The organism is Promicromonospora sp. MEB111 (genome assembly GCF_030209445.1).
Taxonomy (GTDB): Bacteria; Actinomycetota; Actinomycetes; order Actinomycetales; family Cellulomonadaceae; genus Promicromonospora.
The window spans coordinates 386731-410270 of the sequence record NZ_JARVSD010000014.1; the positions used below are offsets into that span (position 1 = coordinate 386731).

Annotated in this window: 25 protein-coding genes; 16 read left to right on the top strand and 9 right to left on the bottom strand. The window is 74.5% G+C overall.

All coding sequences use genetic code 11. The features are described 5' to 3' along the window. Positions 1-3: 3 nt before the first annotated feature. A complete protein-coding gene (locus QRN56_RS19010; protein ID WP_285105831.1) occupies positions 4-777 on the top strand; it encodes a metallophosphoesterase family protein in 774 nt (257 codons plus the stop codon). On the opposite strand, the gene QRN56_RS19015 is transcribed toward QRN56_RS19010, so the two are convergent. Continuing rightward, positions 768-1331, bottom strand: coding sequence for a hypothetical protein (locus QRN56_RS19015; protein WP_285105832.1), 564 nt, complete (start codon positions 1329-1331; stop codon positions 768-770). The two genes, QRN56_RS19010 and QRN56_RS19015, sit on opposite strands and share 10 nt — an antisense overlap. Before the next feature lie 119 nt (positions 1332-1450). Here QRN56_RS19015 and QRN56_RS19020 point away from each other — a divergent pair, with 119 nt between their 5' ends. Continuing rightward, complete coding sequence (locus QRN56_RS19020) at positions 1451-2050, top strand: YdeI/OmpD-associated family protein (RefSeq protein ID WP_285105833.1); 600 nt, start codon at positions 1451-1453, stop codon at positions 2048-2050. A 116-nt stretch (positions 2051-2166) separates the two neighbouring features. After that, positions 2167-2619, top strand: coding sequence for a helix-turn-helix domain-containing protein (locus tag QRN56_RS19025; RefSeq protein ID WP_285105834.1), 453 nt, complete (start codon positions 2167-2169; stop codon positions 2617-2619). A gap of 63 nt (positions 2620-2682) precedes the next feature. On the opposite strand, the gene QRN56_RS19030 is transcribed toward QRN56_RS19025, so the two are convergent. Genes QRN56_RS19030 through QRN56_RS19040 form a run of 3 tightly spaced genes read right to left on the bottom strand, consistent with a single transcriptional unit; the run spans position 2683 to position 6070 of the window. Further along, positions 2683-3231 carry a peroxiredoxin family protein gene (locus QRN56_RS19030; protein ID WP_285105835.1) on the bottom strand — a complete coding sequence of 183 codons (549 nt, stop codon included), beginning with the start codon at positions 3229-3231 and terminating at the stop codon, positions 2683-2685. After that, on the bottom strand, positions 3228-3704 hold the full coding sequence (locus QRN56_RS19035) for a hypothetical protein (RefSeq protein WP_285105837.1): 477 nt from the start codon (positions 3702-3704) through the stop codon (positions 3228-3230). Before QRN56_RS19035 ends, QRN56_RS19030 begins: the two co-directional genes overlap by 4 nt. Further along, positions 3701-6070, bottom strand: a complete 2370-nt coding sequence (locus QRN56_RS19040) for a M6 family metalloprotease domain-containing protein (RefSeq protein WP_285105838.1) — start codon at positions 6068-6070, stop codon at positions 3701-3703. Before QRN56_RS19040 ends, QRN56_RS19035 begins: the two co-directional genes overlap by 4 nt. A gap of 225 nt (positions 6071-6295) precedes the next feature. Between QRN56_RS19040 and QRN56_RS19045 the strand changes: the two genes are divergently transcribed. From QRN56_RS19045 to QRN56_RS19060, 4 genes are all read left to right on the top strand, one after another. Beyond that, a complete protein-coding gene (locus tag QRN56_RS19045; protein ID WP_285105839.1) occupies positions 6296-7543 on the top strand; it encodes an AI-2E family transporter in 1248 nt (415 codons plus the stop codon). Positions 7544-7572: 29 nt separating this feature from the next. Beyond that, positions 7573-8832: a threonine ammonia-lyase gene (ilvA, locus tag QRN56_RS19050; RefSeq protein WP_285105841.1), complete on the top strand. Its 1260-nt coding sequence runs from the start codon at positions 7573-7575 to the stop codon at positions 8830-8832. A 106-nt stretch (positions 8833-8938) separates the two neighbouring features. Continuing rightward, the gene (locus QRN56_RS19055) at positions 8939-9298 is read left to right on the top strand and encodes a YciI family protein (RefSeq protein WP_285105842.1); all 360 of its coding nucleotides are present in this window, start codon (positions 8939-8941) and stop codon (positions 9296-9298) included. Beyond that, a complete protein-coding gene (locus tag QRN56_RS19060; RefSeq protein WP_285105844.1) occupies positions 9295-10692 on the top strand; it encodes an RNA polymerase sigma factor in 1398 nt (465 codons plus the stop codon). The genes QRN56_RS19055 and QRN56_RS19060 overlap by 4 nt, the downstream gene beginning before the upstream one ends. Before the next feature lie 55 nt (positions 10693-10747). On the opposite strand, the gene greA is transcribed toward QRN56_RS19060, so the two are convergent. Continuing rightward, a complete protein-coding gene (gene greA / locus QRN56_RS19065) occupies positions 10748-11230 on the bottom strand; it encodes a transcription elongation factor GreA (protein ID WP_108495916.1) in 483 nt (160 codons plus the stop codon). 205 nt (positions 11231-11435) lie between these two features. After that, on the bottom strand, positions 11436-11945 hold the full coding sequence (locus QRN56_RS19070; RefSeq protein ID WP_285105846.1) for a DUF4307 domain-containing protein: 510 nt from the start codon (positions 11943-11945) through the stop codon (positions 11436-11438). 172 nt (positions 11946-12117) lie between these two features. Here QRN56_RS19070 and mca point away from each other — a divergent pair, with 172 nt between their 5' ends. From mca to QRN56_RS19090, 4 genes are all read left to right on the top strand, one after another. Further along, the gene (gene mca, locus QRN56_RS19075) at positions 12118-13005 is read left to right on the top strand and encodes a mycothiol conjugate amidase Mca (RefSeq protein ID WP_285105917.1); all 888 of its coding nucleotides are present in this window, start codon (positions 12118-12120) and stop codon (positions 13003-13005) included. Continuing rightward, complete coding sequence (locus QRN56_RS19080; protein ID WP_285105848.1) at positions 13002-13397, top strand: hypothetical protein; 396 nt, start codon at positions 13002-13004, stop codon at positions 13395-13397. Before mca ends, QRN56_RS19080 begins: the two co-directional genes overlap by 4 nt. Further along, positions 13390-14208 carry a carbon-nitrogen hydrolase family protein gene (locus QRN56_RS19085; RefSeq protein WP_285105849.1) on the top strand — a complete coding sequence of 273 codons (819 nt, stop codon included), beginning with the start codon at positions 13390-13392 and terminating at the stop codon, positions 14206-14208. The genes QRN56_RS19080 and QRN56_RS19085 overlap by 8 nt, the downstream gene beginning before the upstream one ends. An 85-nt stretch (positions 14209-14293) precedes the next feature. Continuing rightward, positions 14294-15424 (top strand): nucleoside hydrolase, encoded by a 1131-nt coding sequence (locus QRN56_RS19090; protein ID WP_285105851.1) that lies wholly within the window; start codon positions 14294-14296, stop codon positions 15422-15424. Here the strand turns inward: QRN56_RS19090 and trhA are convergent. Continuing rightward, positions 15400-16182: a PAQR family membrane homeostasis protein TrhA gene (gene trhA / locus QRN56_RS19095; protein WP_285105853.1), complete on the bottom strand. Its 783-nt coding sequence runs from the start codon at positions 16180-16182 to the stop codon at positions 15400-15402. The genes QRN56_RS19090 and trhA overlap by 25 nt on opposite strands. Before the next feature lie 298 nt (positions 16183-16480). On the opposite strand from trhA, the gene QRN56_RS19100 reads away from it, so the two are divergent. Continuing rightward, a complete protein-coding gene (locus tag QRN56_RS19100; protein WP_275006590.1) occupies positions 16481-17242 on the top strand; it encodes an isoprenyl transferase in 762 nt (253 codons plus the stop codon). A gap of 137 nt (positions 17243-17379) precedes the next feature. Next, positions 17380-17847 carry a MarR family winged helix-turn-helix transcriptional regulator gene (locus QRN56_RS19105; RefSeq protein WP_285105856.1) on the top strand — a complete coding sequence of 156 codons (468 nt, stop codon included), beginning with the start codon at positions 17380-17382 and terminating at the stop codon, positions 17845-17847. Positions 17848-17870: 23 nt separating this feature from the next. Here the strand turns inward: QRN56_RS19105 and QRN56_RS19110 are convergent, their stop codons facing one another. Further along, complete coding sequence (locus QRN56_RS19110) at positions 17871-18770, bottom strand: LysR family transcriptional regulator (protein ID WP_285105858.1); 900 nt, start codon at positions 18768-18770, stop codon at positions 17871-17873. Between the two features lie 86 nt (positions 18771-18856). On the opposite strand from QRN56_RS19110, the gene ald reads away from it, so the two are divergent. Beyond that, the gene (ald, locus tag QRN56_RS19115) at positions 18857-19975 is read left to right on the top strand and encodes an alanine dehydrogenase (protein ID WP_285105860.1); all 1119 of its coding nucleotides are present in this window, start codon (positions 18857-18859) and stop codon (positions 19973-19975) included. Positions 19976-20001: 26 nt separating this feature from the next. Beyond that, positions 20002-21153, top strand: coding sequence for a glycerate kinase (locus QRN56_RS19120; protein ID WP_285105862.1), 1152 nt, complete (start codon positions 20002-20004; stop codon positions 21151-21153). Positions 21154-21229: 76 nt separating this feature from the next. On the opposite strand, the gene QRN56_RS19125 is transcribed toward QRN56_RS19120, so the two are convergent. Continuing rightward, entirely contained in the window at positions 21230-22522 is a 1293-nt protein-coding gene (locus QRN56_RS19125) for an MFS transporter (protein WP_285105864.1), read from the bottom strand. A 72-nt stretch (positions 22523-22594) separates the two neighbouring features. Here QRN56_RS19125 and QRN56_RS19130 point away from each other — a divergent pair, with 72 nt between their 5' ends. Beyond that, a complete protein-coding gene (locus QRN56_RS19130; RefSeq protein WP_285105865.1) occupies positions 22595-23473 on the top strand; it encodes a LysR family transcriptional regulator in 879 nt (292 codons plus the stop codon). The last annotated feature ends 67 nt before the right edge of the window (positions 23474-23540 follow it).

Sequence of the window (23540 nt, forward strand, 5' to 3'; positions counted from 1 at the left end):
CACATGAGCAGCGAGGTCTCCACGGTAGCGGTCCTGTCGGACGTCCACGGGGTGCTCCCCGTCCTGGAGGCGGTGCTCGCGGAACCCGACGTGGCGGCCGCCGACCGCGTGGTCGTCACCGGCGACCACGCCGCCGGGCCACAGCCCGTCGAGGTCCTGGACCGCCTCAGGGCCCTGGGGGAGCGGGCCGTGCTGGTCCGCGGGAACGCGGACCGTGAGCTCGTGGCGCTCGCCCGCGGCGGCACCACCGACATCCCGGACCCGGTCGCGCCCTGGGCCGCGTCCCGGCTGCGGCCCGACGACGTCGCGCTGCTCGCCGGCCTGCCGCACCCCGTCGAGCTGACGGTGCGGGGGTTCGGTCGCGTCGTGTTCTGCCACGGCACCCCGCGCGACGACGAGGAGGTGGTGCTCGTCGACTCCTCGCTGGAGCGCTGGGCGGACGTGCTCGGCGGCCTCGACCCCGACGTGACCACGGTGGTCATGGGGCACACCCACATGCCGTTCGTCCGGCTCGTCGACCGGCGCCTGTGCGTCAACCCCGGCAGCGTCGGCATGCCCTACGGCCGCGCCGGCGGGTCGTGGGCCCTCCTGCGCGACGGCCAGGTCGAGCTGCGGCACACCCCGGTCGACGTCGAGGCTGCCGTCGCCGCGGTCGCCGCCGGGAGCGCCTACCCCGCGGCGGAGGAGTGGGCGCTGCAGTACGTGACGTCGGCCAACAGCGACGTCGACGCGCTGCGGGCGTTCGGCCCGCGGGACGGGCGGGCGGCTCAGAGCTGAGTCGCCAGGCGCTCCACCGCCCCGGTGACGCGGGCGAGGACCTCGTGCGACCGGCGCCAGTCACCCACCTCGAGCGAGTGGTCCGCGCCGTCGACCTCCAGCACCTCCGTGTCCGGGGCGGTCGCCACGCCGCCGTCCCACAGCGGGTCCGCCGTGCCGCCCACCAGCAGCGCCGGCGCCGTCCCGGCGGCGAGCGCGGCGCGGACCGGCCCTGAGGCGTTCCCGGTGAGCACAGGCGTCAGCCAGGCCCCCGGGAGGCCGAGGTCCACCGCGACCGGCAGGGCGAACGAGCCGAGCGACTTGGCGACCACGAGGTGGCGGCAGCCGTCGGGCACCGACGCGCTCCGGAGCGCCTCCCCGTAGGTCCGGCGGGCCTCCGTCCAGTCCGGGGAGAGCTCGTCCCAGGCGAACGTACGGACGGTCCAGCCGGCCGCGCGCAGCGCCTTGGCGGCGTACCAGAGCAGCGGGCCCTGCGCGGTGTACCCGCTGCCCGGGAGGATCGTCGCGACCCGCGCGGGGTCGCCCGCAGTCGTGCCGATCCGCCAGGTCGTCATCCCGCCACCGTAGTCTCGGCGGCCCGCCCGTGTCAGTGACCGTGTCAGCGTCATCGTCGGTGCCGCCGTCACCGCAGGTGTCAGTGGCGATGTCAGTGGTCCGGCGTACCGTCCTGTCCATGGCCGACACCGACACCGAGGTCCTGTTCACCGACGTCGCGGCGTGGCGCGCCTGGCTCGACGAGAACGAGGAGACGTCCGACGGCGTCTGGCTGATCCTCGCGCGGAAGGGCAAGGACGCCCCGACGAACCTGACCTACGACCTGGCGTTGGACGAGGCGCTGTGCAGCGGCTGGATCGACGCGCAGGGACGCAGCCGGGACGACACGACGTCGCTGCAGCGGTTCTGCCCGCGCCGGTCGCGCAGCCGCTGGTCCGCGCGGAACGTGCGCATCGTGGACCGCCTGACCACCGAGGGGCGCATGCGGCCCCGCGGCCGGCAGGAGGTCGACAAGGCCAAGGCCGACGGCCGCTGGGACGTCGCGTACGAGGGCAGCAAGAGCATCGAGGTGCCGCCCGACCTGGCCGAGGCGCTCGCGGCCAGCCCGCGGGCGACGGCGATGTTCGGGATCCTCACGGCGCAGAACCGGTTCGCGATCCTCCTGCGCATCACCGGCGTCAAGAGGGCGGAGACCCGGGAGCGGAACATCGCCAAGTTCGTGGGCATGCTCGAGCGGGGCGAGACGGTCTACCCGCAGAAGCGAAAGCTGGAGGACTGAGCGCGGCCGCGATCTGCCCGGGAGCTGCCCTGAAAGCGTCCTTGAGATCCGCTGAGCGGCTTCACTAGAGTTTCCGGCAGCGGCGGTTCCTGGCAGCGCCGAGACCGGGGAGGGCCGTGGACAGCGAGGTCGTACTGCGGCTCGAGTCGGGGGACGTGCTGGTCACCTTCGTCCCCACCGCCCCCGGAGCGCCGTCCGGCGCCGCTCGCCCCGCTCCTCCCGCCGCCCGGAGCACGACGGCGGCAGGTGCGCTCGACGCGGTGGCCGCGCGGCTGGCGGCCGACGGCGTCTGCGTGCACCCGGGACTGGAGGCCCTGCTCGGCCTGCCGGAGGCGGCCCTCCTGCTCCGCACGCTGGAGACGTACCTGGAGCTCGCGGGCAGCGCGCGGGCGACGGCGGAGGCGCTGCACCTGCACCGCACCTCGCTGTACTACCGGCTCCAACGGGTCGAGCTGCTCGCCGGCACCGACCTCAAGGACGGCACCGAGCGGCTCGCGCTCCACCTGGCGCTCAGGGTCGCCCGGGCGGCGGGACGGCTTCCCGACCAGGCGGCCGCGCCGGGCGCGTGACCGGCCCGGCCTCCGGCCGGTCTCGGCCGGGTCAGCGCCCGGCCGGGTCAGCGCCCGGCCAGGTCAGCCCACCGCCAGGTCAGCGATGGTGGCGCCCAGCTCACGGCCCGTGACCCCCTCCGGCCAGCCGCGCAGGAGGCTGCCGTCCTTGCCGACCAGGGCCACGAGCGGCGCCTCGGCGACGGCGTACATGAGCCACGCGTCGCCGGTCGGGTCCACCGCCACGGGATAGGTGATGTCGTTCTCCTCGACGTAGGCCGCGACGTCGTCGGGGTCGGAGAGGTTCGCGACGCCGAGGAACAGCACGCGGTCCTCGTACTCGTCGACCACGTCGTTGATCGGGCCCTGCTGCCCCGCGCAGCGGGTGCACCAGCTCTCGAAGAACACGAGCACGACGGGCCGTTCCGCCCACTGCCCGGCCAGGTCCAGCGTGGTGCCGTCGGTCAGCTCCAGGGTGAGCGGGGGCGCCGGAGGCGCGCCGTCGGGCGCGGCGCGGAACTCCACGCCCGAGGGGACCGGCCCCGGCAGCTGCCCCCGCGGGGTCCCGGCGCAGCCGGCGAGGGCGCCGATCGCCAGCCCGGCCGCGAGCAGCGCCGCGAGGGTGCGCCTCACCGCAGCACCGCCTCGGGCGCGTCGTCGAGGGCGGGGTTGGGCTCGACGGGCACCGGGCCGTGGCCGTCGATCGTCAGCTCGGCACCCGCCAGGTCGACCGAGGCCGGGACATCGATCGACATGACGCACACGGTGGGCTGCCGCTCGGTACCGAGGTCGATCGAGAAGGCCTTCTCGGCCCGGCCCTCGGGCAGCGCGCCGGCGGCGAGCACGTCGCCGTCGGCCACCAGCTCGTACGGCGCCTCCGGGTGCGCGTACCGGAAGGCCCGCGCACCCGAGCACGGGTCGGCGGGCTCGCGGATGTTCGCGTCAGGCACCACGAGGCGCACGGCCTGCGTCTCCCCGGCGCCCGCGGCCCCACCTGAGCACCCGGCCACCACCCCGAGCAGGCAGGCCCCGACGACGACCGCCGGCCACCGCCCGACCTGGCCGCGCCCGCCCCGCCAGGGACCACGCCCGCCCCGCGAGCTCACCCGGCCTCCCGCAGGTCGCCGGCCGCCGCGGCCAGCGCGGCGGCGGCGAGGTTGCGCTGCCCGACGTCGGCCAGGCCCGCGGCGTCCTGCACGAACCGGGCCAGCGCCGCGTCCGCCGCGCCGCCGTGCGCGTGGGCCGCGACGCGGAGCAGCGCCGTCAGCCCCCGGGCCTCCTCGCGGGTGAGCACACCGCGCTCCCGGTAGTCGTCCACCAGGTCGGACAGGGAGCGCAGGGTGGGCGCCTTCGCACGCAGCGGCACGCGGACCGTGCTCGACACGGCCGGGTCGGACTCGCTGGTGACGGTGAGGGTCAGGGTCGCGGACCGCGCGGCGCCGTCCGACGCCGTCGCCCAGGCCGACACGGGCAGCGTGCCGCCCGCCTCGACCGCCGTCACCTCGTAGGGCAGCGCCACGTCCCAGCCCCGGCCCCGCACGGACGCGGAGATCCGGTACACGTCGGAGCCGTGCACGCCCTCGCCGGCCTCGCCCGTGTTGCGCAGCGGCACGTTCACCAGGGTGGTGCCGGCGCCCACGGGGTGCTGCTCCGCGCGGCCGAGCCGCGCCCCGCGCTCGAACGTGCCCGAGGCCTGGCGGTTGCGCACGGCGACGTCGTAGGTGAGCGTGCCGGAGGCGTCGCGGGCGGCGTCCAGCACATACACGTGCAGGTCGTTCGGCTCGTCCACGTACTCGAAGGAGCTGCCCGAGTCGGTGCCCGCGTGGAACGTCGCGTCGTCGAGCTGGCGGGGGTCGCCGCGCACCACGGGGACGGGCGTGCCGTCCGGCCGGTAGTAGTCGATGCGGCCGATGTCCGCGGGGTTGGCGTCGACGACCCACTCGCGCGGGGTGCCCCGGGGCTGGTTCTGGGCCAGCAGGACGCCGTGGCCGGCGGTGAACGAGTCGTTGCCCACCCGGTCCACGACCTCCATCGTGTAGTCGGTCCAGGCCGTGCCGTCCGGGCACCAGAAGTCGGTGTCCTCCGGCACGTCCACGGCGCACTGGCCGGCGGTGTACCCGCCGTCGAGCGCGACCTCCAGGCCCACCGTGCCGTCGCCGCCCTGCGAGGCCGGCACCGCGGAGCGGGCCTGCAGCGTGGCGACCGCCACGCCCTGCTCCGCGAGCCCCGACCGGGTCAGCAGCACCTGGTCCTCCTCGGTGAGCACGCCGAGGTCCTGCTTGAAGTGGAGCATGTGGTGCGGTCCGAGGGCGGAGCCGCCCGCGTTCGGGATCTGCCACCGGTTGTGGGTGCCGCCCGGACCGTTGAAGGAGCCGCGGCTCATCATCTCCCAGTAGCCGGTGTAGGCCCGGGTGTTGTCGGCGAACGGGTTGTTGTAGTTGTCCGGCAGGCTGCGCAGGTGGCTGAACTCGTGCGCGAACACGCTGAGGCCGGAGCTCTCCGCCTGCGTGGAGGTGCCGCCGCTCGCGTTGGGCCAGTGGTTGGCCGCCGACTGCCAGGACGTCCACCCCACGTACCGGGTGTGCGCCCAGTTCGGCATCGGGTCGCCGTTCTGGTTCAGGGGCGCCTCGCCGTCCGGGCCGCGCGGCGGGCCGAGCGCGTCCGGCACGTCCTCGGGTGACTCGAACATCATCTGCCCGAACTCCTCCCACGTGGAGGTCTCGTCGTGCCCCGCCGTCACCCAGAAGGCGTTGTCGAAGCCGCAGAGCTGCTCCGCGCAGCCGCCGAGGTCCTCGTGCCAGGCCGCGAAGCCGGCCTGCCGGATGTTCTTGCCGCACTCGTCGCCCTGCGGGCAGAACTCCTCGACGGGCGCGTTGAACGACGCGTCGTAGCCGTACTCGTGCAGCTTGCCCGGCAGCTCGTACGGCCCGAACACCTCGACGTCGACGCCGATCCGGCCGTGGCTGTCCTCCATCCAGTACCCGTGCAGGGTCTGGCCGCCGTTGTACTCGTTCGGGGTGGCGTAGTAGTCGTAGAACCACTGGTTCACGTCCTCGGGTGCCACCGGCTGGAACCCGCTGGCCGGGTTGCCGAACGGGTGCGACTGCGGGTCCTGCGTGATGAGGAACGGCTGGTCCTCGAACTCCAGCAGGATCACCGCTGTCCGGTACTGCACGTCGCTGCCCGACGAGGTCTCCGCCGAGTCCCACTCCGCGGGCCGCACCGGCGTGTAGTCCTCCCAGGTCATCTCGGCCTGGTCGGTCCAGTCCTGCGGGTCCGGCGCCGCGACCGGGCTGCCCGACGCCGGTCCGGTCGCCTCCGCGGTCGACGTCGCCCCCGCCAGGGGCAGGGTGAGCGGGACGGCGAGCGCGGCGGCGGCCGCGACGGCCGCCGTGCGCCGGACGACTCTGCCGCTGGTCCCGCCGCTGGTCGTGATGGTCGATGCCGGTCGTGTGCCTCGTCGGAGCCTCATGCGGGTCGCCCTCCCGATCGTCCGTGGCACGACCCGGACCGGGCCGTGCCGCGAGGCTACGAGCGCCCGCGCGCGGCGTCATCGGTCAGGTGTCGGGCGTTGCCTCCGACATCTGTCGGATCCGTGTGCGCCCGGTGCACCTTCCGTGCGGCGCGTGGGCGTGCCGGCCGGGTGTCGGTGTGCTCCCCTAGGGTGTTGTCCGTGCCGCAGACCGAGGAGACAAGCGTGACGTCGAGCCAGACCACAGCGCCGCCCCGCACCGACGAGTCGGGCGCCGTCCCGCCCGCCATCCGGGCCGCCGCCTCCTGGTCGTGGCGCATGCTCCTGATCGGCGTGTTCGTCGCGGCGGTCCTGTGGCTGCTCGCGCTGCTCAAGACGATCGTGGTCCCGGTGGCGGTCGCGCTGCTGCTGACGATCATGCTCACGCCGGTGCGGCGGCTGCTGAACGAGCGGCTGCGGGTACCGCGCGGGCTGTCCGCGGGGCTCTCCCTGATCGGCCTGATCCTGGTGGTCGCCGGTCTGATCACCCTGGCCGGGCAGTCGATCGCGAACGGGTTCGCCGACCTGCGGACGCAGGCCATCAGCGGCTTCAACGAGCTGTGGTCGCAGCTCTCGGCGACGTTCGGGCTCGAGAACGAGCTGGAGAGCTACAGCACGGACATCCTCGACCAGCTCGAGGCGCAGCAGAGCGCCATCGTCAGCGGCGCCCTGGGCGCCGCCGCGACGGCGGGCAGCGTGCTGGTCGGGGCGCTGATCGCGCTGTTCTGCACCTTCTTCTTCCTGCACGACCCGCGCGGCATCTGGGGCTGGATGGTCGGGCTGCTCCCGATGTCCGCCCGCGAGCGGGTCAACCAGGCGGGGCGGCGTGGCGCCGTCACGCTGGCGGCCTACACCCGCACGCAGATCCTGGTCGCGGCCGTGGACGCCTTCGGCATCGGCATCGGCGCGGTGTTCTTCGTCCCGTCGCTGGCGCTGCCCATCGCGATCCTCGTGTTCGTCGGGTCGTTCGTGCCCGTGGTCGGTGCCATCGTCACCGGCGCCATCGCCGTCGTCGTCGTGCTCGTGTCGAACGGCTGGGTCGCGGCGCTCATCATGCTCGGCGTGGTGCTGCTGGTGCAGCAGATCGAGTCGCACGCGCTGCAGCCGTTCCTCATGGGCCAGGCCGTCTCGCTGCACCCCGTCGCGGTGATCCTCGCGGTGGCCGCCGGCTCGTTCGCCGCGGGCATCGTGGGCGCCCTGTTCGCCGTGCCGCTCGCGGCCGTGCTCAACACCGTGATCCTGTACCTCAACGGGCACGACAAGTTCCCCGAGCTCGGCGACGAGGACGCGCTACCGATCCGATGGCGCGCCGCCGACGCCCCGCCGATCCCGCTCCGGCTCCGCCGCAGCCCCGGTGTGCTGGCCGAGAACGCCGTCGAGGACGTGTCCACCGACGATCAGCCCGCCGCGCCGGAGGGTGATCCGAAGCCCTGAACGTGCATCTCGCGGCGCAGTCGGGCAACATGCGCGCTGTGCCACTGGATCCGTTCGACCTGGAGTCCTACGGCGGTCACCTCACGGTGTCCGCCGACGACGCCCGGGCTGCCGCCGAGCTTCTCGACGGCGTCATCACCCGTACGCCCGTGACCGAGAGCCGCGCGCTCTCCACGATCGCCGGGACGAAGGTGCTGCTCAAGTGCGAGAACTTGCAGCGCGCCGGCTCGTTCAAGGTGCGCGGCGCCTACGTGCGGCTCGCCCGCCTGTCGCCCGAGGAGCGCGAGCGCGGCGTCGTCGCGGCCTCCGCCGGCAACCACGCGCAGGGCGTGGCGCTCGCCGCGGGCATGCTCGGCATCGACACCGTCGTCTACATGCCCGTGGACGCGGCCCTGCCCAAGGTCGCCGCGACCCGCGGGTACGGGGCCGAGGTGCGCATGGTGGGCACCTCCGTGGACGAGGCCCTCGCCGCCGCGCGCGTCGAGGCAGCCCGCTCCGGGCGGGTGCTCATCCACCCGTTCGACCACGTGGACGTCGTGGCCGGCCAGGGCACCGTCGCCCTGGAGATCCTGGAGCAGGTGCCCGACGTCGCCACCGTCGTCGTGCCGCTGGGCGGCGGCGGGCTGGTCGCCGGGATCGCGGCCGTGCTCGCCGAGGTCGCGCCGCACGTCAAGGTCGTGGGCGTGCAGGCGGCGTCGGCCGCGGCCTACCCCGGCTCGCTGAAGGCGGGCAAGCCGATGGCGGGCACGCTCGGCGCCACCATGGCCGACGGCATCGCCGTGGGCCTGCCGGGCGACGTGCCGTTCGGGATCGTGCAGAAGGAGGGCGTCGAGGTCCGCACGGTCACCGAGGACCAGCTCTCGCGCGCCCTGCTCGCGGTGCTGGAGCGCTCCAAGCTGATGGTCGAGCCGGCGGGCGCGGCGGGGGTCGCCGGGATCATGGCCGCCGGGCCGGGCGTGTTCCAGGGGCCGGTGGTCGCGGTGCTGTCGGGCGGCAACATCGACCCGCTCGTGCTGCTCCGCGTGGTGCAGCACGGCCTGGTCGCCGCGGGGCGGTACCTGAAGCTGCAGGTGCGGCTGATGGACAAGCCCGGTGCGCTCGCGCGGCTCGTGGAGACCATCGCCGCCGCCGGCGCCAACATCGTGGCCGTGGACCACACGCGCACCGACGTCTCGCTCTCGGTGTCCGAGGTGTCGGTCAACCTGCAGCTCGAGACCAAGGGCGAGGAGCACCGGACCGCCGTCGTGGAGCGGCTGGAGTCCGAGGGCTACGAGGTCGCCGCGTTCTGAGCGGGACCGGGTGTCGCGCGGGCGTGCTCCCGTTCGTCGTCAGGGTGACGCGGCCGTCCGGCCGCGCCACCATGTGACCGGGGACCACCCCGGAAGGGAGCACGCCATGCGTTACCTCATGCTCGTCCTGTCCACCCCCGACGCCCCGGCCGACCCGGAGAACGTGCCCGAGATCGAGGACTGGGTGCGGGACACCTACGGCAGCGGCCGGGCCGTGCTCGGTGACCGGCTGCGCCCGCCCGCGGACGCGGTCGGCGTCCAGGTGCGCACCGGCGAGGTGATCGTCACCGACGGCCCGTTCTCCGAGACCAAGGAGGTCATCGCGGGCTTCGACGTGCTCGACGCCCCCGACCTCGACGAGGCCATCCGGATCGCCGCCGCCCACCCGATGGCGCACACCGGCGCGATCGAGCTGCGCCCCTTCTGGCCGCTGGGCCTCGACGACGGCGCCGCGGCCGGGGCGTGACCGACGTCGGGCAGGCCGTCTCCGCCGCCTTCCGGGACGAGTGGGCCCGGGTGCTCGCCGCCGTCGCGCGCAGCACGGGAGACCTCGACCTGGCGGAGGACTGCGCGCAGGAGGCGTTCGCGGTGGCGCTGCGGACGTGGGAGCGTGACGGCGTCCCGGACCGGCCGGGCGCCTGGCTCACCACCACGGCCCGCAACCGTGCGCTGGACCGGTTGCGGCGCCGCAAGGTGGAGGGGGAGAAGACCGCCACCGCGGCCCGGCTCGCCTACCGGGCCGGCGGGGTGCCCGGGGCCGACGACGGCGCGGCGGAGCCCGACCCGGTGGGTGACGCGGCGGTGAGCACGCTGGACGGCGCGGAGTGGGACGCCGTCGGGCCGGACGAGCCCGACGGCGACCTGCTGCGCCTGGTCTTCACGTGCTGCCACCCGGCGCTGCCGCTGGAGGGCCGCGTGGCGCTCACGCTGCGCTCCCTGACCGGCATGACGACGGCGCAGGTGGCGCGGGCCTTCCTGGTGTCCGAGGCCACCATGGCGCAGCGCCTGACCCGGACCAAGCGCAAGATCCGCAGCACGGGCATCGCGTTCCGGGTGCCGCCGCCCGAGCTGCTGCACGAGCGCGTCTCCGCGGTGCTCGCGGTGCTGTACGTGCTGTTCACCGAGGGCTACGACGCGTGGGCCGAGCCTGCGGACGACGTCGCGGGCGCCGCCGCGCGCCGGGCCCTCGCGGACGACGCCGTGCGGGTGGCCCGGCTCGTCGCCCGGCTCCTGCCCGACGAGCCCGAGGCGCGCGGGCTGCTCGCCCTCCTGCTGCTCCAGCACGCGCGGCGGGCGGCGCGGCTGGGGCCGGTCCGGTCACCTGTCGCCGGGTCCGGCACGGCGTCCGGCGAGGAGTCCGGCACCGTGCCGCGCACGCTGGAGGAGCAGGACCGCTCGCTGTGGCGGCAGGACGAGACGACCGAGGGGCTCGCGGTGCTCGACGACGCGCTCGCGGCGCGGCGTCCGGGGCCGTACCAGGTGCAGGCGGCGATCGCGGCGCTGCACGCGCGGGCGGCGTCGGCCGACGAGACGGACTGGGCCGAGATCACCGCGCTCTACGACGTCCTGCTGGACATGACGCGCTCGCCGGTGGTGGCGCTCAACCGGGCGGTCGCGGTGGGGATGCTGCGCGGGCCCGAGGAGGGCCTGGCCGAGCTGGACGCCGTGGCGTCCGCGCCCGAGCTGGCGGCCTACCACCTGCTCCCGGCGGTGCGGGCCGACCTGCTGCGGCGCGCCGGCCGGCCGGCCGAGGCCGCCGTCCAGTACGAGCGTGCGCTGGGTCAGGTGGACCGGGAGGGGGACCGCCGGCTCCTGAGCCGGCGGCTCGCGGAGCTGGCGGACGCCGACAGGCCCGCCTGACGTTCGACCCACCTGAGGTGGGCGGACGTCGGGCGGGCCTGTCGGGCTGCCGGGATCAGCCCTGGAAGGGCTTGGCCCCCGTGATCTCCACGGGGATGTCGTTCCCGTTGGGAGCGTGGTAGCTCGTCTTCGCGCCGATCGACTTGCCGTCGATGGCGGCGCCCAGGGGCGACGTCGGCGAGTAGACGTCGAGGTCCGTGGACCCGGCCATCTCGCGCGACCCGAAGAGGAAGTTCATCTCGTCGCCGGCGACGATAGCGGTCACGACCATGCCCGGCTCGACCTTGCCGTCGTCCGCCGGCGTGCCGACGTGGACGTTACGAAGCTTTTCGGTGAGCTCGAGGATGCGTGCCTCGTTCTTCGCCTGCTCCTCGCGTGCGGCGTGATATCCGCCGTTCTCCTTGAGGTCGCCCTCGTCACGGGCAGCGGCGATGCGCTCGGTGATCTCCGACCGGTAAGGGCCGGAGAGATGCTCCAGCTCAGCCTTGAGCTTGTCGTGCGCCTCCTGGGTGAGCCAGGTGACAGAAGCGTCGGCCACGGGGGCTCTCCTTTCGTCGTTGCTCGTTCGAGCCACAGTTTTGGCAGCGCGCAGGTCCCGGCCGACGGAGCGGATCGGGCACGCGCGTCAGCCGGTCAACACAGCGTGTGAAACGACGAGAATACCAATTGCCGGGAAAGACATGCCAAGACATTCCCCGGTTCCGCTCTGAGCGGACGGTGTATCTATTTCCGAGGACGAACTCTCAGCGCAGGTCACAGTGGTCGACGAGGCCCGTGGTGGCGAGCTCCGTCGTGGCGATCGTCACCACGTGGCGTGTGGTGCGTGTCTCCTCCGGGCCCACCTCGACGTCGACCGCGCCGACCTCGGCGAAGTTCCGGGCGAGGGCGGTCACGGTGCACACGGCCTCGGTCCCGGGCGGCATGCTGACGTCGAACGTCACCTCGACCTCCTCGGCGCTCGCCACGGAGAACCCGACGTCGACGAAGCTGACGGGGTCGCGCTGGGTGTCGACGATCGTGAACCACGCGGCGATCGCGACGCCGGCGGCCAGCGCCAGGACCACGGCGATCCGCGCGCCGACCGACAGCCTGGGCCGCGGGCGGACGCCGTCGGCCTCGTCCCACGGGTCGTCCTGGCCGGTCCGCGCGGCGGGCCGCCGGGTGCCGGTCCTCCCGCGGCCGTAGCGCGCGGCGAGGTCCGGCGCCGGCTCGTTCGAGTCGCCGGTGGGGACGGCTGGGTCTTGGTCGCTCATCACAGCTCGCTCGGATCGGGGGTGTCGGTGGTTCGTAGCAAGATTGTCCGTGGACCATCATGGTCCATGAGAGTGATTGTCTCTCCGGACGCTCAGACTCTCAGACTCAGTCCCAGTCCCTGCCCCACAGGAGGACCCAGTGTCCGTACCCGAGCGCGAGCCGCTCCGTCTGATGGCGGTGCACGCGCACCCTGACGACGAGTCGAGCAAGGGGGCCGCGACGACGGCCCGCTATGCCGCAGAGGGGGTGGAGGTCCTCGTCGTGACGTGCACCGGGGGCGAACGGGGCGACGTCCTGAACCCGTCGTTCGAGGTGCCCGAGGGGCACGAGTTCGAGTCGATCGAGGGTCGCCGGGCCGTGCGTCGCCTGGAGATGGCCCAGGCCGCCGAGGCGCTGGGCGTGCGTCAGCAGTGGCTGGGCTTCGTGGACTCCGGCCTGCCGGAGGGCGACCCGCTGCCCCCGCTGCCCGAGGGCTGCTTCGGGCTGGTCCCGCTCGAGGAGGCGGCGGAGCCGCTGGTGCGGGCGGTGCGCGAGTTCCGGCCGCACGTCATCACCACCTACGACCCGTCCGGCGGATACCCCCACCCGGACCACATCAAGTGCCACGACGTGTCGTTCGAGGCGTTCGCCGCGGCCGGCGACCCGGACCGCTACCCCGGGACGGGCGAGCCGTGGGAGCCGCTCAAGCTCTACTACAACCACGGGTTCTCGATGAAGCGCATCCGCGCGGTGCACGAGGCCATGGAGGGCGCCGGGCTGGAGTCGCCGTTCGGCGACTGGGTCGAGTCGCGCGACGCGCGCGAGATCCCCGAGCGCACCGTGACCACGCTGGTGCCGGTGGCCGACTTCTTCCCGAACCGGGACGCCGCCCTGACGGCGCACGCCTCGCAGATCGACCCCACCGGGTTCTTCTTCGCGGTGCCGCGCGACCTCGAGGTCGACGTCTGGCCCTGGGACGAGTACGAGCTCGCCGAGTCGCGCGTGCCGCTGCCGGAGCGCGCTCCCGGCGAGTACGAGGAAGACCTGTTCGAGGGCGTCCGGTCGGAGGTCCACGCATGAGCCCGCTGTTCGCCGGCGCGCTCGCGCTCGCTGCCGACCCGTCGCCCAACCCCACCGAGGGCCAGCTCCGCCCGGGGCTGCAGACGTGGCAGGTCTCGCCGGGTCTGGTCGGCTTCCTCGTGACGTTCGCGCTGGCCGTCGCGTGCGTGCTGCTGTTCCTGAACATGAGCAAGCACCTGCGCCGGGCCGGGCACAACGCCCGCCAGCAGGGGCTGCCGGTCCCCGAGCCGGAGGTCATCAGCTTCAGCCGTCCGGGCGAGGACGGCACGGCGGGCGAGGGCGACGGCCCCGACGCCGGGACCGACGGAGCCTCGACGCCGGACGGTGACGGCGCACCCGGCGCCGACGGCGCCGGGAGCGGCAGCACCAAGGGCAGCGGCTCCGTTGGCTGACCAGGCCGGCGCCGTGCGCGTGACCGTCGGTCAGGTCGCGGTCTCCGACGACCACGCGGCCAACCGCCAGACGGTGCTAGACGCGTTCCAGGTTGCCGACCGGGTCGGGTCCGACCTGCTGGTGCTCCCGGAGTACGCGTCCGCCTACGACCCGCGCGGGGTCGGGCCGGAGCACGCCGAGCCGCTCGACGGCCCGTTCGTCACGCTGCTGCGGGACCGGGCGCGCAAGCACGGGATCGCCGCGATCGCCGGCGTCACGCTGCCGGGCTCGGACGGGGTTCGTGCGGCGAACGCCCTGGTCGTGGTCGACGGCTCGGGCGAGCTCGCCGGGGTCTACCGCAAGGTGCACCTGTACGACGCGTTCGGGTACCAGGAGTCGGAGCTGCTCGAACCGGGCCCCGCGGACGCGGACCCGGTCACGCTGCGCCTGGGCGGGCTCACCTTCGGCGCGCTGACCTGCTACGACCTGCGGTTCCCCGAGTCGGCGCGCCGCGTGGTCGACGCCGGGGCGGACGTGCTGGTCTACCCGGCGGCCTGGGTCGCCGGCCCGCTCAAGGCCGACCACTGGCGCACCCTGCTCCGGGCCCGGGCCATCGAGAACACCGCCGTGGTCATCGGCGTCGGCATGACGGGCAAGGGCGTCACGGGCCGCACGCTGCTTGCGGGGCCGGACGGCGTGGTGGGGCTGGAGATGGGCGAGGAGCAGGCCTACCGCACGGTCGACCTGGACCCCGCACCGCTCGCCGAGGTGCGCAAGGCCAACCCGTCGCTGGCGAACCGCCGGTACACGGTCGTCCCCACCGGCGCCTGAGCGCCTTCGGACAGCGCCGAATGTCGTGGGCAGGCGCCGGCCGCGCGAGCACCATGGCTCCATCCGTCGTCGGAGGGAGAGTGCCATGGTGGTCGTCCGGAGGTTCCCGTCGAGCGTTCGCGCACTCGCGTCGGCGGCGCTCGCCCTGGGCGTGGCCGGTGGCGCGGTGACGCCGGCCGCCGCCGTCGAGCGGCCCGGCGGGACCGACGTCGGCGGAGCAGGCCGGCCCGTACCCGTCGTCTACGACTCCGACCTGGACTTCGACGACGCCGCGACCCTGCTGTATCTCTGCCAGGCCGACAAGCGCGGGCTGATCGACCTGCGCGCCGTCACGGTCGTGAACAACGGCGTGGGCACGCCGGGGCGCTCGCTGACGCACGCGCGCACCATCCTGGCCGACTGCGGCCTGCCCGACGTGCCGGTCGCGGACGGGTCGCCGGAGTGGGTCAACGAGCCGCCGCCGGAGGCGCGCGAGCTGTTCGAGCAGGTCCTGTCCGGCGCACTCGGCGACGCGGACGTCCCGGACGTGCCGGGGCCGACGTCGGCGGCCGATCTCATCGCGGCCACCGTCCGCGCCTCGCGGACCCCGGTGACGGTGCTGGCCACGGGGCCGCTGAGCAACGTGTCGGCGGCGCTGGACCGGATGGGCCCGCGCACGCTGCGCGACCGCCTGGGCCGCGTGGTCGTCATGGGCGGGGCGTTCGACGTGGGCGGCAACCTGTTCGGCTCGACCACCGCCGGGTTCGACAACACCCAGGAGGTGAACATGTGGATCGACCCGCCCGCGGCCGACCACGTGTTCGCGACCGTGCCCCGCGCCCGGGTGAGCATCGTCGGGCTGGACGCCACGAACCACGTGCCGATCACGCCAGCCTTCGTGGACCGCCTGGCGGCCGGGGCCGCGACCTACGAGGCGCGGACGGTGCACGCCATCGTGACGCAGCCGGGCATGCCCGAGCTGATCGGGCAGGGGGTCATGTTCTGGTGGGACGCGCTGGCCGCGGTCTCGCTCGTGACCGGTGAGGGCGTCGGCTACCGGGTGCGCCCGGTCGACGTCGTGCTGGAGGGGCCGTCGTCGGGCCGCACGGTGGACGTCCCGGGAGGGACGCCCCAGCACGTGGGCACGACGGCGGACGGCGAGCTCTTCGAGGAGCTGTTCCGCGAGGGCCTGAACGGCACCGCGGCCGATGATCAGATGGCGAGGTTGGCCAGGTAGATCGCGACCACGTGGCAGGCGAACCCGAGCACGGTGAACACGTGGAAGATCTCGTGGAACCCGAACCAGGTGGGGCTCGGGTTCGGCTTCTTGGTGGCGTAGACGATCGCTCCGGCGGTGTAGGCCACGCCGCCCGCGGCGATGAGCCACACGACCGCCGGACCGCCGGTGGCCCAGAACTGGCCCATGTAGGCCACGGCGACCCAGCCGAGCGCCAGGTAGACCGGCACGTAGACCCAGCGGGGCGCGTTCAGCCAGAAGACGCGGGCCAGCAGCCCGACCAGCGCGCCGCTCCACACGATCGCCAGCAGCACGGTGCCCTGGCCCGGCGGTAGGAGCAGCACCGCGAGCGGGGTGTATGTCCCGGCGATGATCAAGAAGATGTTGGTGTGGTCGAGCCGCCGCAGCACCGCCTCGGTCCGGGGGGACCAGTTGCCGCGGTGGTACACGGCGGAGACGCCGAACAGCAGGCAGGCGCTCAGGCCGAAGACCGACGCGGAGATCTTGCCCGCCGCGGTCGGCGCGAGCGCGATCAGCACGATGCTGGCCGCGAGGGCCAGCGGGAAGGTGCCGGCGTGGATCCAGCCGCGCAGGCGGGGCTTGACCTTCTTCTCGACGGTCGAGGACACCGAGGTGGAGATGACCTGGACCACGTCGGTGGCCTTGTCGCGCACGTCGTCGAGCGTCTCCGAGACCTTGCTCGTGACCTCGTCCAGGCGGCTGGCCGGGCGGTCGGGCCCGTCTGCTTGGGCTACCACATGGTCTCCTCACCGTCGGGCGACCGGTGCCCTCCGGGTGCCGGGACACTACCTACGGTCGCGTAACTTACTCTAGCGTAGGTTGGGGGTTCGCAGGCCGGACAACGGCCTTGTGAAGATCCTGCGCCGGGTTGGCGGGAGTCGCCCGTCCAGCGGCCTCGAAGGGCCCGGGGCGGCAGGAACATGCGTGTTCGAGGGGTACCTTTGTCCACGTCCTGCCGGGTACGAAGCCCAGCGTCAGAGCTGCCGTCCGGACCGCGCACCGCGGGTCCGACGGCCCCGATCCCCTGAGGTATCCGTGCGCCTGCCCAGCCCGCTGTACCGCCTCTACGAGCGACGCCTGGCGTCCGCCCTGCACGGCGCCACGCTGCCCCGGCACATCGGTGTGATGCTCGACGGCAACCGCCGCTGGGCGCGCTCGTTCGGTGAGACGGCGGCGACGGGACACCGCCGCGGCGCAGACAAGATCACCGAGTTCCTCGGCTGGGCCGAGTCGCTGGGTATCGAGGTCGTCACGCTGTGGATGCTCTCCACCGACAACCTGAGCCGGTCGGCGGACGAGCTGAGCAACCTGCTGGACATCATCGAGGACGCCGTCTCCGACCTCGCCGAGTCCGGCCGCTGGCGCCTGCGCGTCATCGGGCGCCTCGACCTGCTCCCGGCACGGCTGGCCGCCGCCCTGCGCGCCGCCGCCGACCGCACCGCCGGGGTCAAGGGCCTCCAGGTCAACGTCGCCATCGGGTACGGCGGCCGCACCGAGATCGCCGACGCCGTCCGCTCCTACCTCACCGAGCGCGCGAAGGACGGGGCCACGCTCGCGGACCTCGCCGAGTCGATCGACGTCGAGCACATCGCCGAGCACCTGTACACGAAGGGGCAGCCCGATCCGGAGCTGGTCATCCGCACCTCCGGGGAGCAGCGCATCGGCGGGTTCCTCATGTGGCAGAGCCAGCACACCGAGTTCTACTTCTGCGAGGCCTACTGGCCCGCGTTCCGGCGCGTCGACTTCCTGCGCGCGCTGCGCGACTTCTCCCTCCGGGAACGCCGCCTCGGACGGTGACCGGTGTCTTCCCGGACGCGGCCCGATACCACGTACCGGCTGGGAATTCGCATGGTGAAATTCGCCACCACGCGCCCAGGTAGGTGACTGAAAGTTCAGTCAGGTAGCGTGCCGAAGATGACAAGGTGGGCGCACTGATGACCGAGCGACGGGTGCCCTCGGCGCGGGAGGCCGCCGAGGCGTGGGAGTCGTTGTTTCGCGCTCAGGTGACGGTGATGCGCCGGCTCCTGGCGGACGACATCTGGGGCGACCTGAGCATGCGTGAGTACGACGTGCTGTTCACGCTCGCGCTCGCGCCCGACGAGACGCTCCGGCTGCGGGAGCTCAACGAGAACATCCTGATGGCGCAGTCCTCGCTGTCGCGCATGGTGGAGCGGCTCGAGAAGCGCGGCCTGGTGCGCCGCCACCCCTCGCCCGACGACGGCCGCGGCGTGCTGGTGAGCCTCACGCCGGAGGGTTCGGAGACCCAGAAGGAGCTCGGGCGCCGGCACGTGCGCTCCATCGCCCACTACGTGGGGCCCGCCCTGGACGCGGAGGACCTGGACCACCTGCGCCAGCTCGCCGACGCGCTGCGCGGGGCGCAGGCGGACATCGACGACTTCTGACGGGTCCGGGACCGGACCGCTGATCAGGCGCTTCGCGCCTGGCCGCGGAGCGCCTCCACGACGATGCGCACCGCGGCGCGGTCCAGCGTGGTGCGCCGCGCCACCAGGTGGATGTCGCGCCGGGGCGGGTCGACGAGGTCGAGCGTGCGCACGGCGTAGCGGTCGTGCACCGCGAGCAGCGGCAGCAGGGTGATCGACAGCCCCGCCTCGACGTGGCTCAGCAGCGTGCCGTGGCTCTCGAACCGGGCGACGGCCCGCGGCGTGAAGCCCGCGCGCCGGCACAGGCGTTCGGCGAGGTCGGCCAGGTGCGCCCCGGGGTGCTCGAACGCCCACGGCTCGTCCGCCAGGGTGGTCAGGTCCACGCGTCCCGAGCGCTCGCCGGTCACGGTGTCGCGCGCCGTCACGAGCACCACGCGGTCGCCCGTCAGCGGCAGGCGCGCGAGGTCGGCGTCGGGCGGGACGGGCGCGTCCGGAAAGTCCGCGCAGACGGCGACGTCCACCTCGCCGCGCTGCAGCGCACCCCGGCTGACCTGGGGTTCCGCCTCGGTGAGCTGGACGGAGATGCGGGGGTACTCCTTGGCGAGGGCCGCGACGGCGGGCACGACGATGCCGTGGAACGCGCTGGTGAACGCCGACAGCCGCACCACCCCGGTGGGCTCCGAGTGCAGGTCCGCGATGTCGGCCTCGGCGGCCGCGATGCGGTCGAGGATCTGCGCGGCGTGGCCCGCGAGCGTGACGCCGGCGGGCGTGAGCCGGATGCGCCGTCCGACGCGCTCGAAGAGCTGGGTCTTGGCCTCGGTCTCCAGCGTGGAGAGCTGCTGGGAGACGCTGGAGGGGCTCAGGTGCGTCGCGTCGGCGACGGCGCGCACCGTCCCGAGCAGGTGCAGCTGGTGCAGGAGGCGCAGGCGCCACGGGTTGAGCATGGGCACATCCTTGTGCAGGTTCGCCGAACATTCTATTCGGGAACGTGGTCTGGACCCGCACACCGCGAGGTGCTTACCGTCAGCCTATGAACATCGGCGTTCCCACGGAGATCAAGAACAACGAGAGCCGGGTCGCGCTCACGCCCGCCGGTGCTCACGAGCTGGTCCGCCGTGGCCACGACGTGCTGGTGCAGGCCGGCGCCGGGCAGGGCTCGGGCTTCGACGACGACGCCTACCGGCTCGCCGGCGCCCGCACGGTCGCCGCCGCCGAGGAGGTCTGGGCCGAGGCCGATCTGCTCGTCAAGGTCAAGGAGCCGATCGAGCCCGAGTACGAGCTCATGCGCCCGGACCAGACCCTGTTCACCTACCTCCACCTCGCGGCGTCCGCGCCCTGCACCGACGCGCTGCTCGCCGCCGGCACCACCGCCATCGCCTACGAGACGGTGCAGCTGCCCGACCGCTCGCTCCCGCTGCTGAGCCCCATGAGTGAGGTCGCCGGACGCCTGTCCGCGCAGGTGGGTGCCTATCACCTGATGCGGCCGCACGGCGGCACGGGGGTGCTCATGGGCGGCGTGCCCGGCACGCCCCGGGCCAAGGTCGTGGTGATCGGCGGCGGCGTCGCGGGGGAGCACGCGGCCGCGAACGCGCTCGGCATGGGCGCCGACGTCACCGTGCTGGACGTGTCGCTGCCCGCGCTGCGCCGTATCGAGGCGCGGTTCGGCGGGGCCGTGGGCACCCGGGTGTCGACCACGTACGAGGTGGCCGACCAGGTCGCCGCCGCGGACCTGGTCATCGGGTCGGTCCTGATCCCCGGCGCCGCCGCGCCCAAGATCGTCACGGACGCCATGGTCAAGGTGATGAAGCCCGGCGCCGTCCTCGTCGACATCGCCATCGACCAGGGCGGCTGCTTCGAGCACTCGCACCCCACCACGCATGACGCCCCGACGTTCGCCGTGCACGACACCCTCTACTACTGCGTCGCGAACATGCCCGGAGCGGTGCCCGCGACGTCGACCCGCGCGCTGACCAACGCGACGCTGCCGTACGTGGTGGCACTTGCCGACCGGGGCTGGCGCGACGCGCTGCGGGCCGACGAGGCCCTGGCCCGCGGGCTGAGCACCCACGCCGGGCACATCACCAACGCGGGGGTGGCCGCGGCGTTCGGCGCCGAGGCGGTCCCGGTGGCCGAGATCCTGGGGGCGTGACGGCCGCGACGGCCTACGATCGGCGCGTGGAGCCGCTGCACATCGTCGTCTGCCCGGACTCGTTCAAGGGCAGCCTGTCCGCGTCCGAGGTCGCGTCCGCGATCGCCGACGGCGTCCTGGACGCCGCACCCGGCGCCGTCGTGACGCGCCTGCCCATGGCCGACGGCGGCGAGGGCACCCTCGACGCGCTGCTCGCCGTCTGGGGTGGCGCCGCGGAGGTCACCGCCACGGTGGACGCGATCGGGCGGCCGACGTCGGCCCGGTGGGCGGCCTCGCCCGACGGGCGCACCGCCGTGGTGGAGCTCGCCGAGGCCAGCGGCCTGCCCGGCGTCTCCGACGTGCCCCTGCAGCCGCTGCACGCGAGCACGCGCGGCACCGGCGACCTCGTCCGCGCCGCGCTCGACGCGGGCGTGGCCGAGATCCTGGTCTGCCTGGGCGGCTCCGCCTCGACGGATGGCGGCGCGGGCATCCTCACCGGCCTCGGCGTCCGGCTCCTCGACGCGGAGGGCGACCAGGTGCCCGACGGCGGCGAGGGGCTGGCCTCCGTCGCGTCCCTCGACCTGTCCGGGCTGCACCCGCGGGCGCGCGAGGTGCGCTGGCGGCTCGCCGTCGACGTCACCAACCCGCTGGTCGGCGAGCACGGCGCCGCCCGCGTGTTCGGCCCGCAGAAGGGCGCCCGGGACGGCGAGGCGGAGTTCCTCGACGCCGCCCTCGTCCACTGGGCCGACGTGCTGTGGCGGGCGACCGGGTCCGCCGTCGCGGGCCTGCCGGGCGCCGGCGCGGCCGGCGGCGTGCCCGCCGGGCTGGTCGCGGTGCTCGGCGCCGAGACCACCCCGGGCGCGGAGCTGGTCGCCGAGGCGGTCGGCCTGCCCGCCGCCCTCGCGGACGCCGACCTCGTGATCACGGGGGAGGGGTCCTTCGACTCGCAGTCGGTGGGCGGCAAGGTGGCCGACGGTGTCGCGCGCCTCGCCGCGGCGTCGCCCACCCGGCCGCCCGTCGTGGTGCTGGCCGGCCAGGTGCTGCTGCCGGAGGCGCAGGCCCGGGCCGCCGGGATCGCCGCCGCGTTCTCGATCGCGCCCGGCCCGGTCGGGCTGGACGACCTGATCGCCCGCACCGCTCCCCGCCTGCGCGACCTCGCGGCCGCCGTCACCAGCCTGGTCCGCGCCGCCCGCGGCTAGCGGCGGCTGGCCCGGGGACGGGCCGCCGATCCTGCGGGCAGCCGCCGACACGGACGGACCGTGGAAGGCGCCGGGCTCAGGTCAGCAGCTCGCCGGACCGAGCCGCCGGAGACACCCGGGCAGGGGACCGCCGGACCCGCAGCCAGACCGTCGCCCCCAGGGCCGCGACGACCTGCAGCGCACCGGTCACCACGAGCACCGGCCCGGCGCCGAACGCGCCGATGAGCGCCCCGCCCACGAGCAGCCCGGCCGAGGCGCCGCCCGCGTGCAGCACGGTCTCCGCGGTGAACGCCGTGCGGCGCGCGGCGCCCGTGGTGCGGTCCACGATCAGCGCGTTGAGCGCGGCGATGCCGAACGGCATGGCCAGGCCGCCCAGCGCGGACACCACGCCGACGGCGAGCAGGTTCGGCGCGGCCGCGGGCAGCGCCAGGTACGCCAGGCCGAACACCACCCACGACGTCACGATCGCCGGGATGCGGGGCACCCGGTGCACCACCAGGGGCACGATGAACGAGACGCCGACGGTCGCGGCGCCGTACCCCGCCATCCCCGCCGCGATCAGCTCACCCGGTCGGTCCAGCTCGACACCGAGCAGGGCGAGGCCCAGCGCGAAGGCGAACCACGTGACGCCGCCGACGCCCGCGAGGCCGAGGCCGACGGCCAGCTCGGGGTTGCCGCGCAGCACCGCGCGCAGGGGAGGGGCCGGCTCGGCGGCGGCCTCGCCCGCCTGGGCTGCCTCACCCTCGCCCGGCGCGCCCCGGCTTTCCTCACCCGCGGGGCCCGCCTCGCCCGGGTGCGCCGCCGGGACCGTGAGCATCGCGACGGCGGCCAGCGCGACCGCCGCGGCCTCCCACCACAGCAGCGGCTCGGCGCCCCAGGCGACCAGCAGCCAGGCCCCGAGCGCGGGCGCGAAGATCATGGAGGCGCGGTGCGCCAGGTCCTGCCAGGCCAGCGCCCGGGCGCCCACACCGGGCTCGTTGCCGGGCAGCTCGGCCAGGTCCGCGGTCAGCGCCCGCTGCGCGGGCGAGAGCAGTGCCGACGTCGCGCCCGTGACCAGGCCGGTCGCGCACAGGACCACCGCGCCGACGCCCACGGTCGCCGCGGCGACGGGCACCAGGGCGAGCCCGAGCACCTGGACCGCGAGCAGCACGGCCAGCGCGCGTCCCGAGACCAGGTGCGCGCGCAGGCGCCGGCCCCACCACCCGGAGGTGAGCAGCGGCAGGCCGGCGAACCCGCCGACCAGGCCGGTGGTCCAGGCGTCGCCGGTCTGGTCGAGCGCGACCAGCGGCAGCGCGACGGCGGTGATGCGCTGGCCGGTCCAGGTGACGAACGTCGTGGCGGTCAGCGTGGCGAGGTGTGGGTGGCGCACGCTGCCATCCTGCGGCCGGCGCGGGGCGGCCGGTAGACGTCTGCCGGACATGGCGAGCCATAGGCTGGCCCTATGACCTCATATCCCACGGTCGAGGACCTCCGGCTGGTCGACGCCGTCGCCCGGCACGGGTCGCTCGGCGCCGCGGCCCGCGAGCTGCTGGTGAGCCAGCCGTCGGCGAGCCAGCGGCTGGCCGCGCTGGAGCGGCGCGTGGGAACGAGCCTGTTCGACCGCGACACCACCGGCGCCCGGCCGACGGCGGCGGGGCGGGAGTTCTGCGATCAGGCCGCCCACGTCCTCGACCACCTGGGCACGATCGTCGAGCGCGCCCTGGCGGCAGCGCAGTCGCGCACCGTCTCCGTGGGCGCGTTCCCCAGCATCGCGGGCACGCTGTTCGCGGCGCTCGACGTACTGCTCGACGACGTGGTGGTGCAGCCGGAGGTGGACCACGGCCCGCGGCTGCTGGAGTGGGTCGAGCGAGGCGCCCTCGACGCGGCGTTCACGGGCATCGCCAAGCAGGTCCCGATCGCGCGCGGTCTGGTGGTCACCGAGGTGGGGCGGCACGATCTGGTCACGCTGCTGCCCGCCGGCGCCCCCGTGCCGGGATCCGGCCGGCGCCCGTACGAGGGGCAGACCGTCGTCTACTGCCCGCTCGACCTGACGGGCGACGTCCTGCACCGGCGGCTCACGGAGCTGGGCGCGCACGCGCGACCCGGTGCGACGGCGGAGGCCGCGGTCCGGACGGCGCGGGAGCGGCGGTGCGCCGCCGTCGTGCCCGACATGGTGGCCCGCTGGTACGCGGCCCCCGGCGACCGCACGGTGCCGGCGCCGTTCCGCGGGCGCGTCACGCTGTCCATGGTGACGCGGAGCCCCGTGCCGCCGGCCCTCCTGGGCGCCCTCCCGGGGCTGCGCGAGCGGCTGCGGGAGGGGAACGCGCACGCCCGCGCCTGAGCGGGAGGTTCTGACAGGGCGTCGGTTCGATGTCACGTCCCGTTGGCGCCTCTCCGGTCGGTCCCGC

Bases quoted from the DNA above. Each gene is read 5' to 3' on its own strand.
- QRN56_RS19010 (WP_285105831.1), top strand. From the start codon at position 4: ATGAGCAGCGAGGTCTCCACGGTAGCGGTCCTGTCGGACGTCCACGGG.
- QRN56_RS19015 (WP_285105832.1), bottom strand. From the start codon at position 1,331: ATGACGACCTGGCGGATCGGCACGACTGCGGGCGACCCCGCGCGGGTC.
- QRN56_RS19020 (WP_285105833.1), top strand. From the start codon at position 1,451: ATGGCCGACACCGACACCGAGGTCCTGTTCACCGACGTCGCGGCGTGG.
- QRN56_RS19040 (WP_285105838.1), bottom strand. From the start codon at position 6,070: ATGAGGCTCCGACGAGGCACACGACCGGCATCGACCATCACGACCAGC.
- ilvA (WP_285105841.1), top strand. From the start codon at position 7,573: ATGCGCGCTGTGCCACTGGATCCGTTCGACCTGGAGTCCTACGGCGGT.
- QRN56_RS19055 (WP_285105842.1), top strand. From the start codon at position 8,939: ATGCGTTACCTCATGCTCGTCCTGTCCACCCCCGACGCCCCGGCCGAC.
- QRN56_RS19070 (WP_285105846.1), bottom strand. From the start codon at position 11,945: ATGAGCGACCAAGACCCAGCCGTCCCCACCGGCGACTCGAACGAGCCG.
- mca (WP_285105917.1), top strand. From the start codon at position 12,118: ATGGCGGTGCACGCGCACCCTGACGACGAGTCGAGCAAGGGGGCCGCG.
- QRN56_RS19080 (WP_285105848.1), top strand. From the start codon at position 13,002: ATGAGCCCGCTGTTCGCCGGCGCGCTCGCGCTCGCTGCCGACCCGTCG.
- QRN56_RS19090 (WP_285105851.1), top strand. From the start codon at position 14,294: ATGGTGGTCGTCCGGAGGTTCCCGTCGAGCGTTCGCGCACTCGCGTCG.
- QRN56_RS19105 (WP_285105856.1), top strand. From the start codon at position 17,380: ATGACCGAGCGACGGGTGCCCTCGGCGCGGGAGGCCGCCGAGGCGTGG.
- QRN56_RS19110 (WP_285105858.1), bottom strand. From the start codon at position 18,770: ATGCTCAACCCGTGGCGCCTGCGCCTCCTGCACCAGCTGCACCTGCTC.
- ald (WP_285105860.1), top strand. From the start codon at position 18,857: ATGAACATCGGCGTTCCCACGGAGATCAAGAACAACGAGAGCCGGGTC.
- QRN56_RS19130 (WP_285105865.1), top strand. From the start codon at position 22,595: ATGACCTCATATCCCACGGTCGAGGACCTCCGGCTGGTCGACGCCGTC.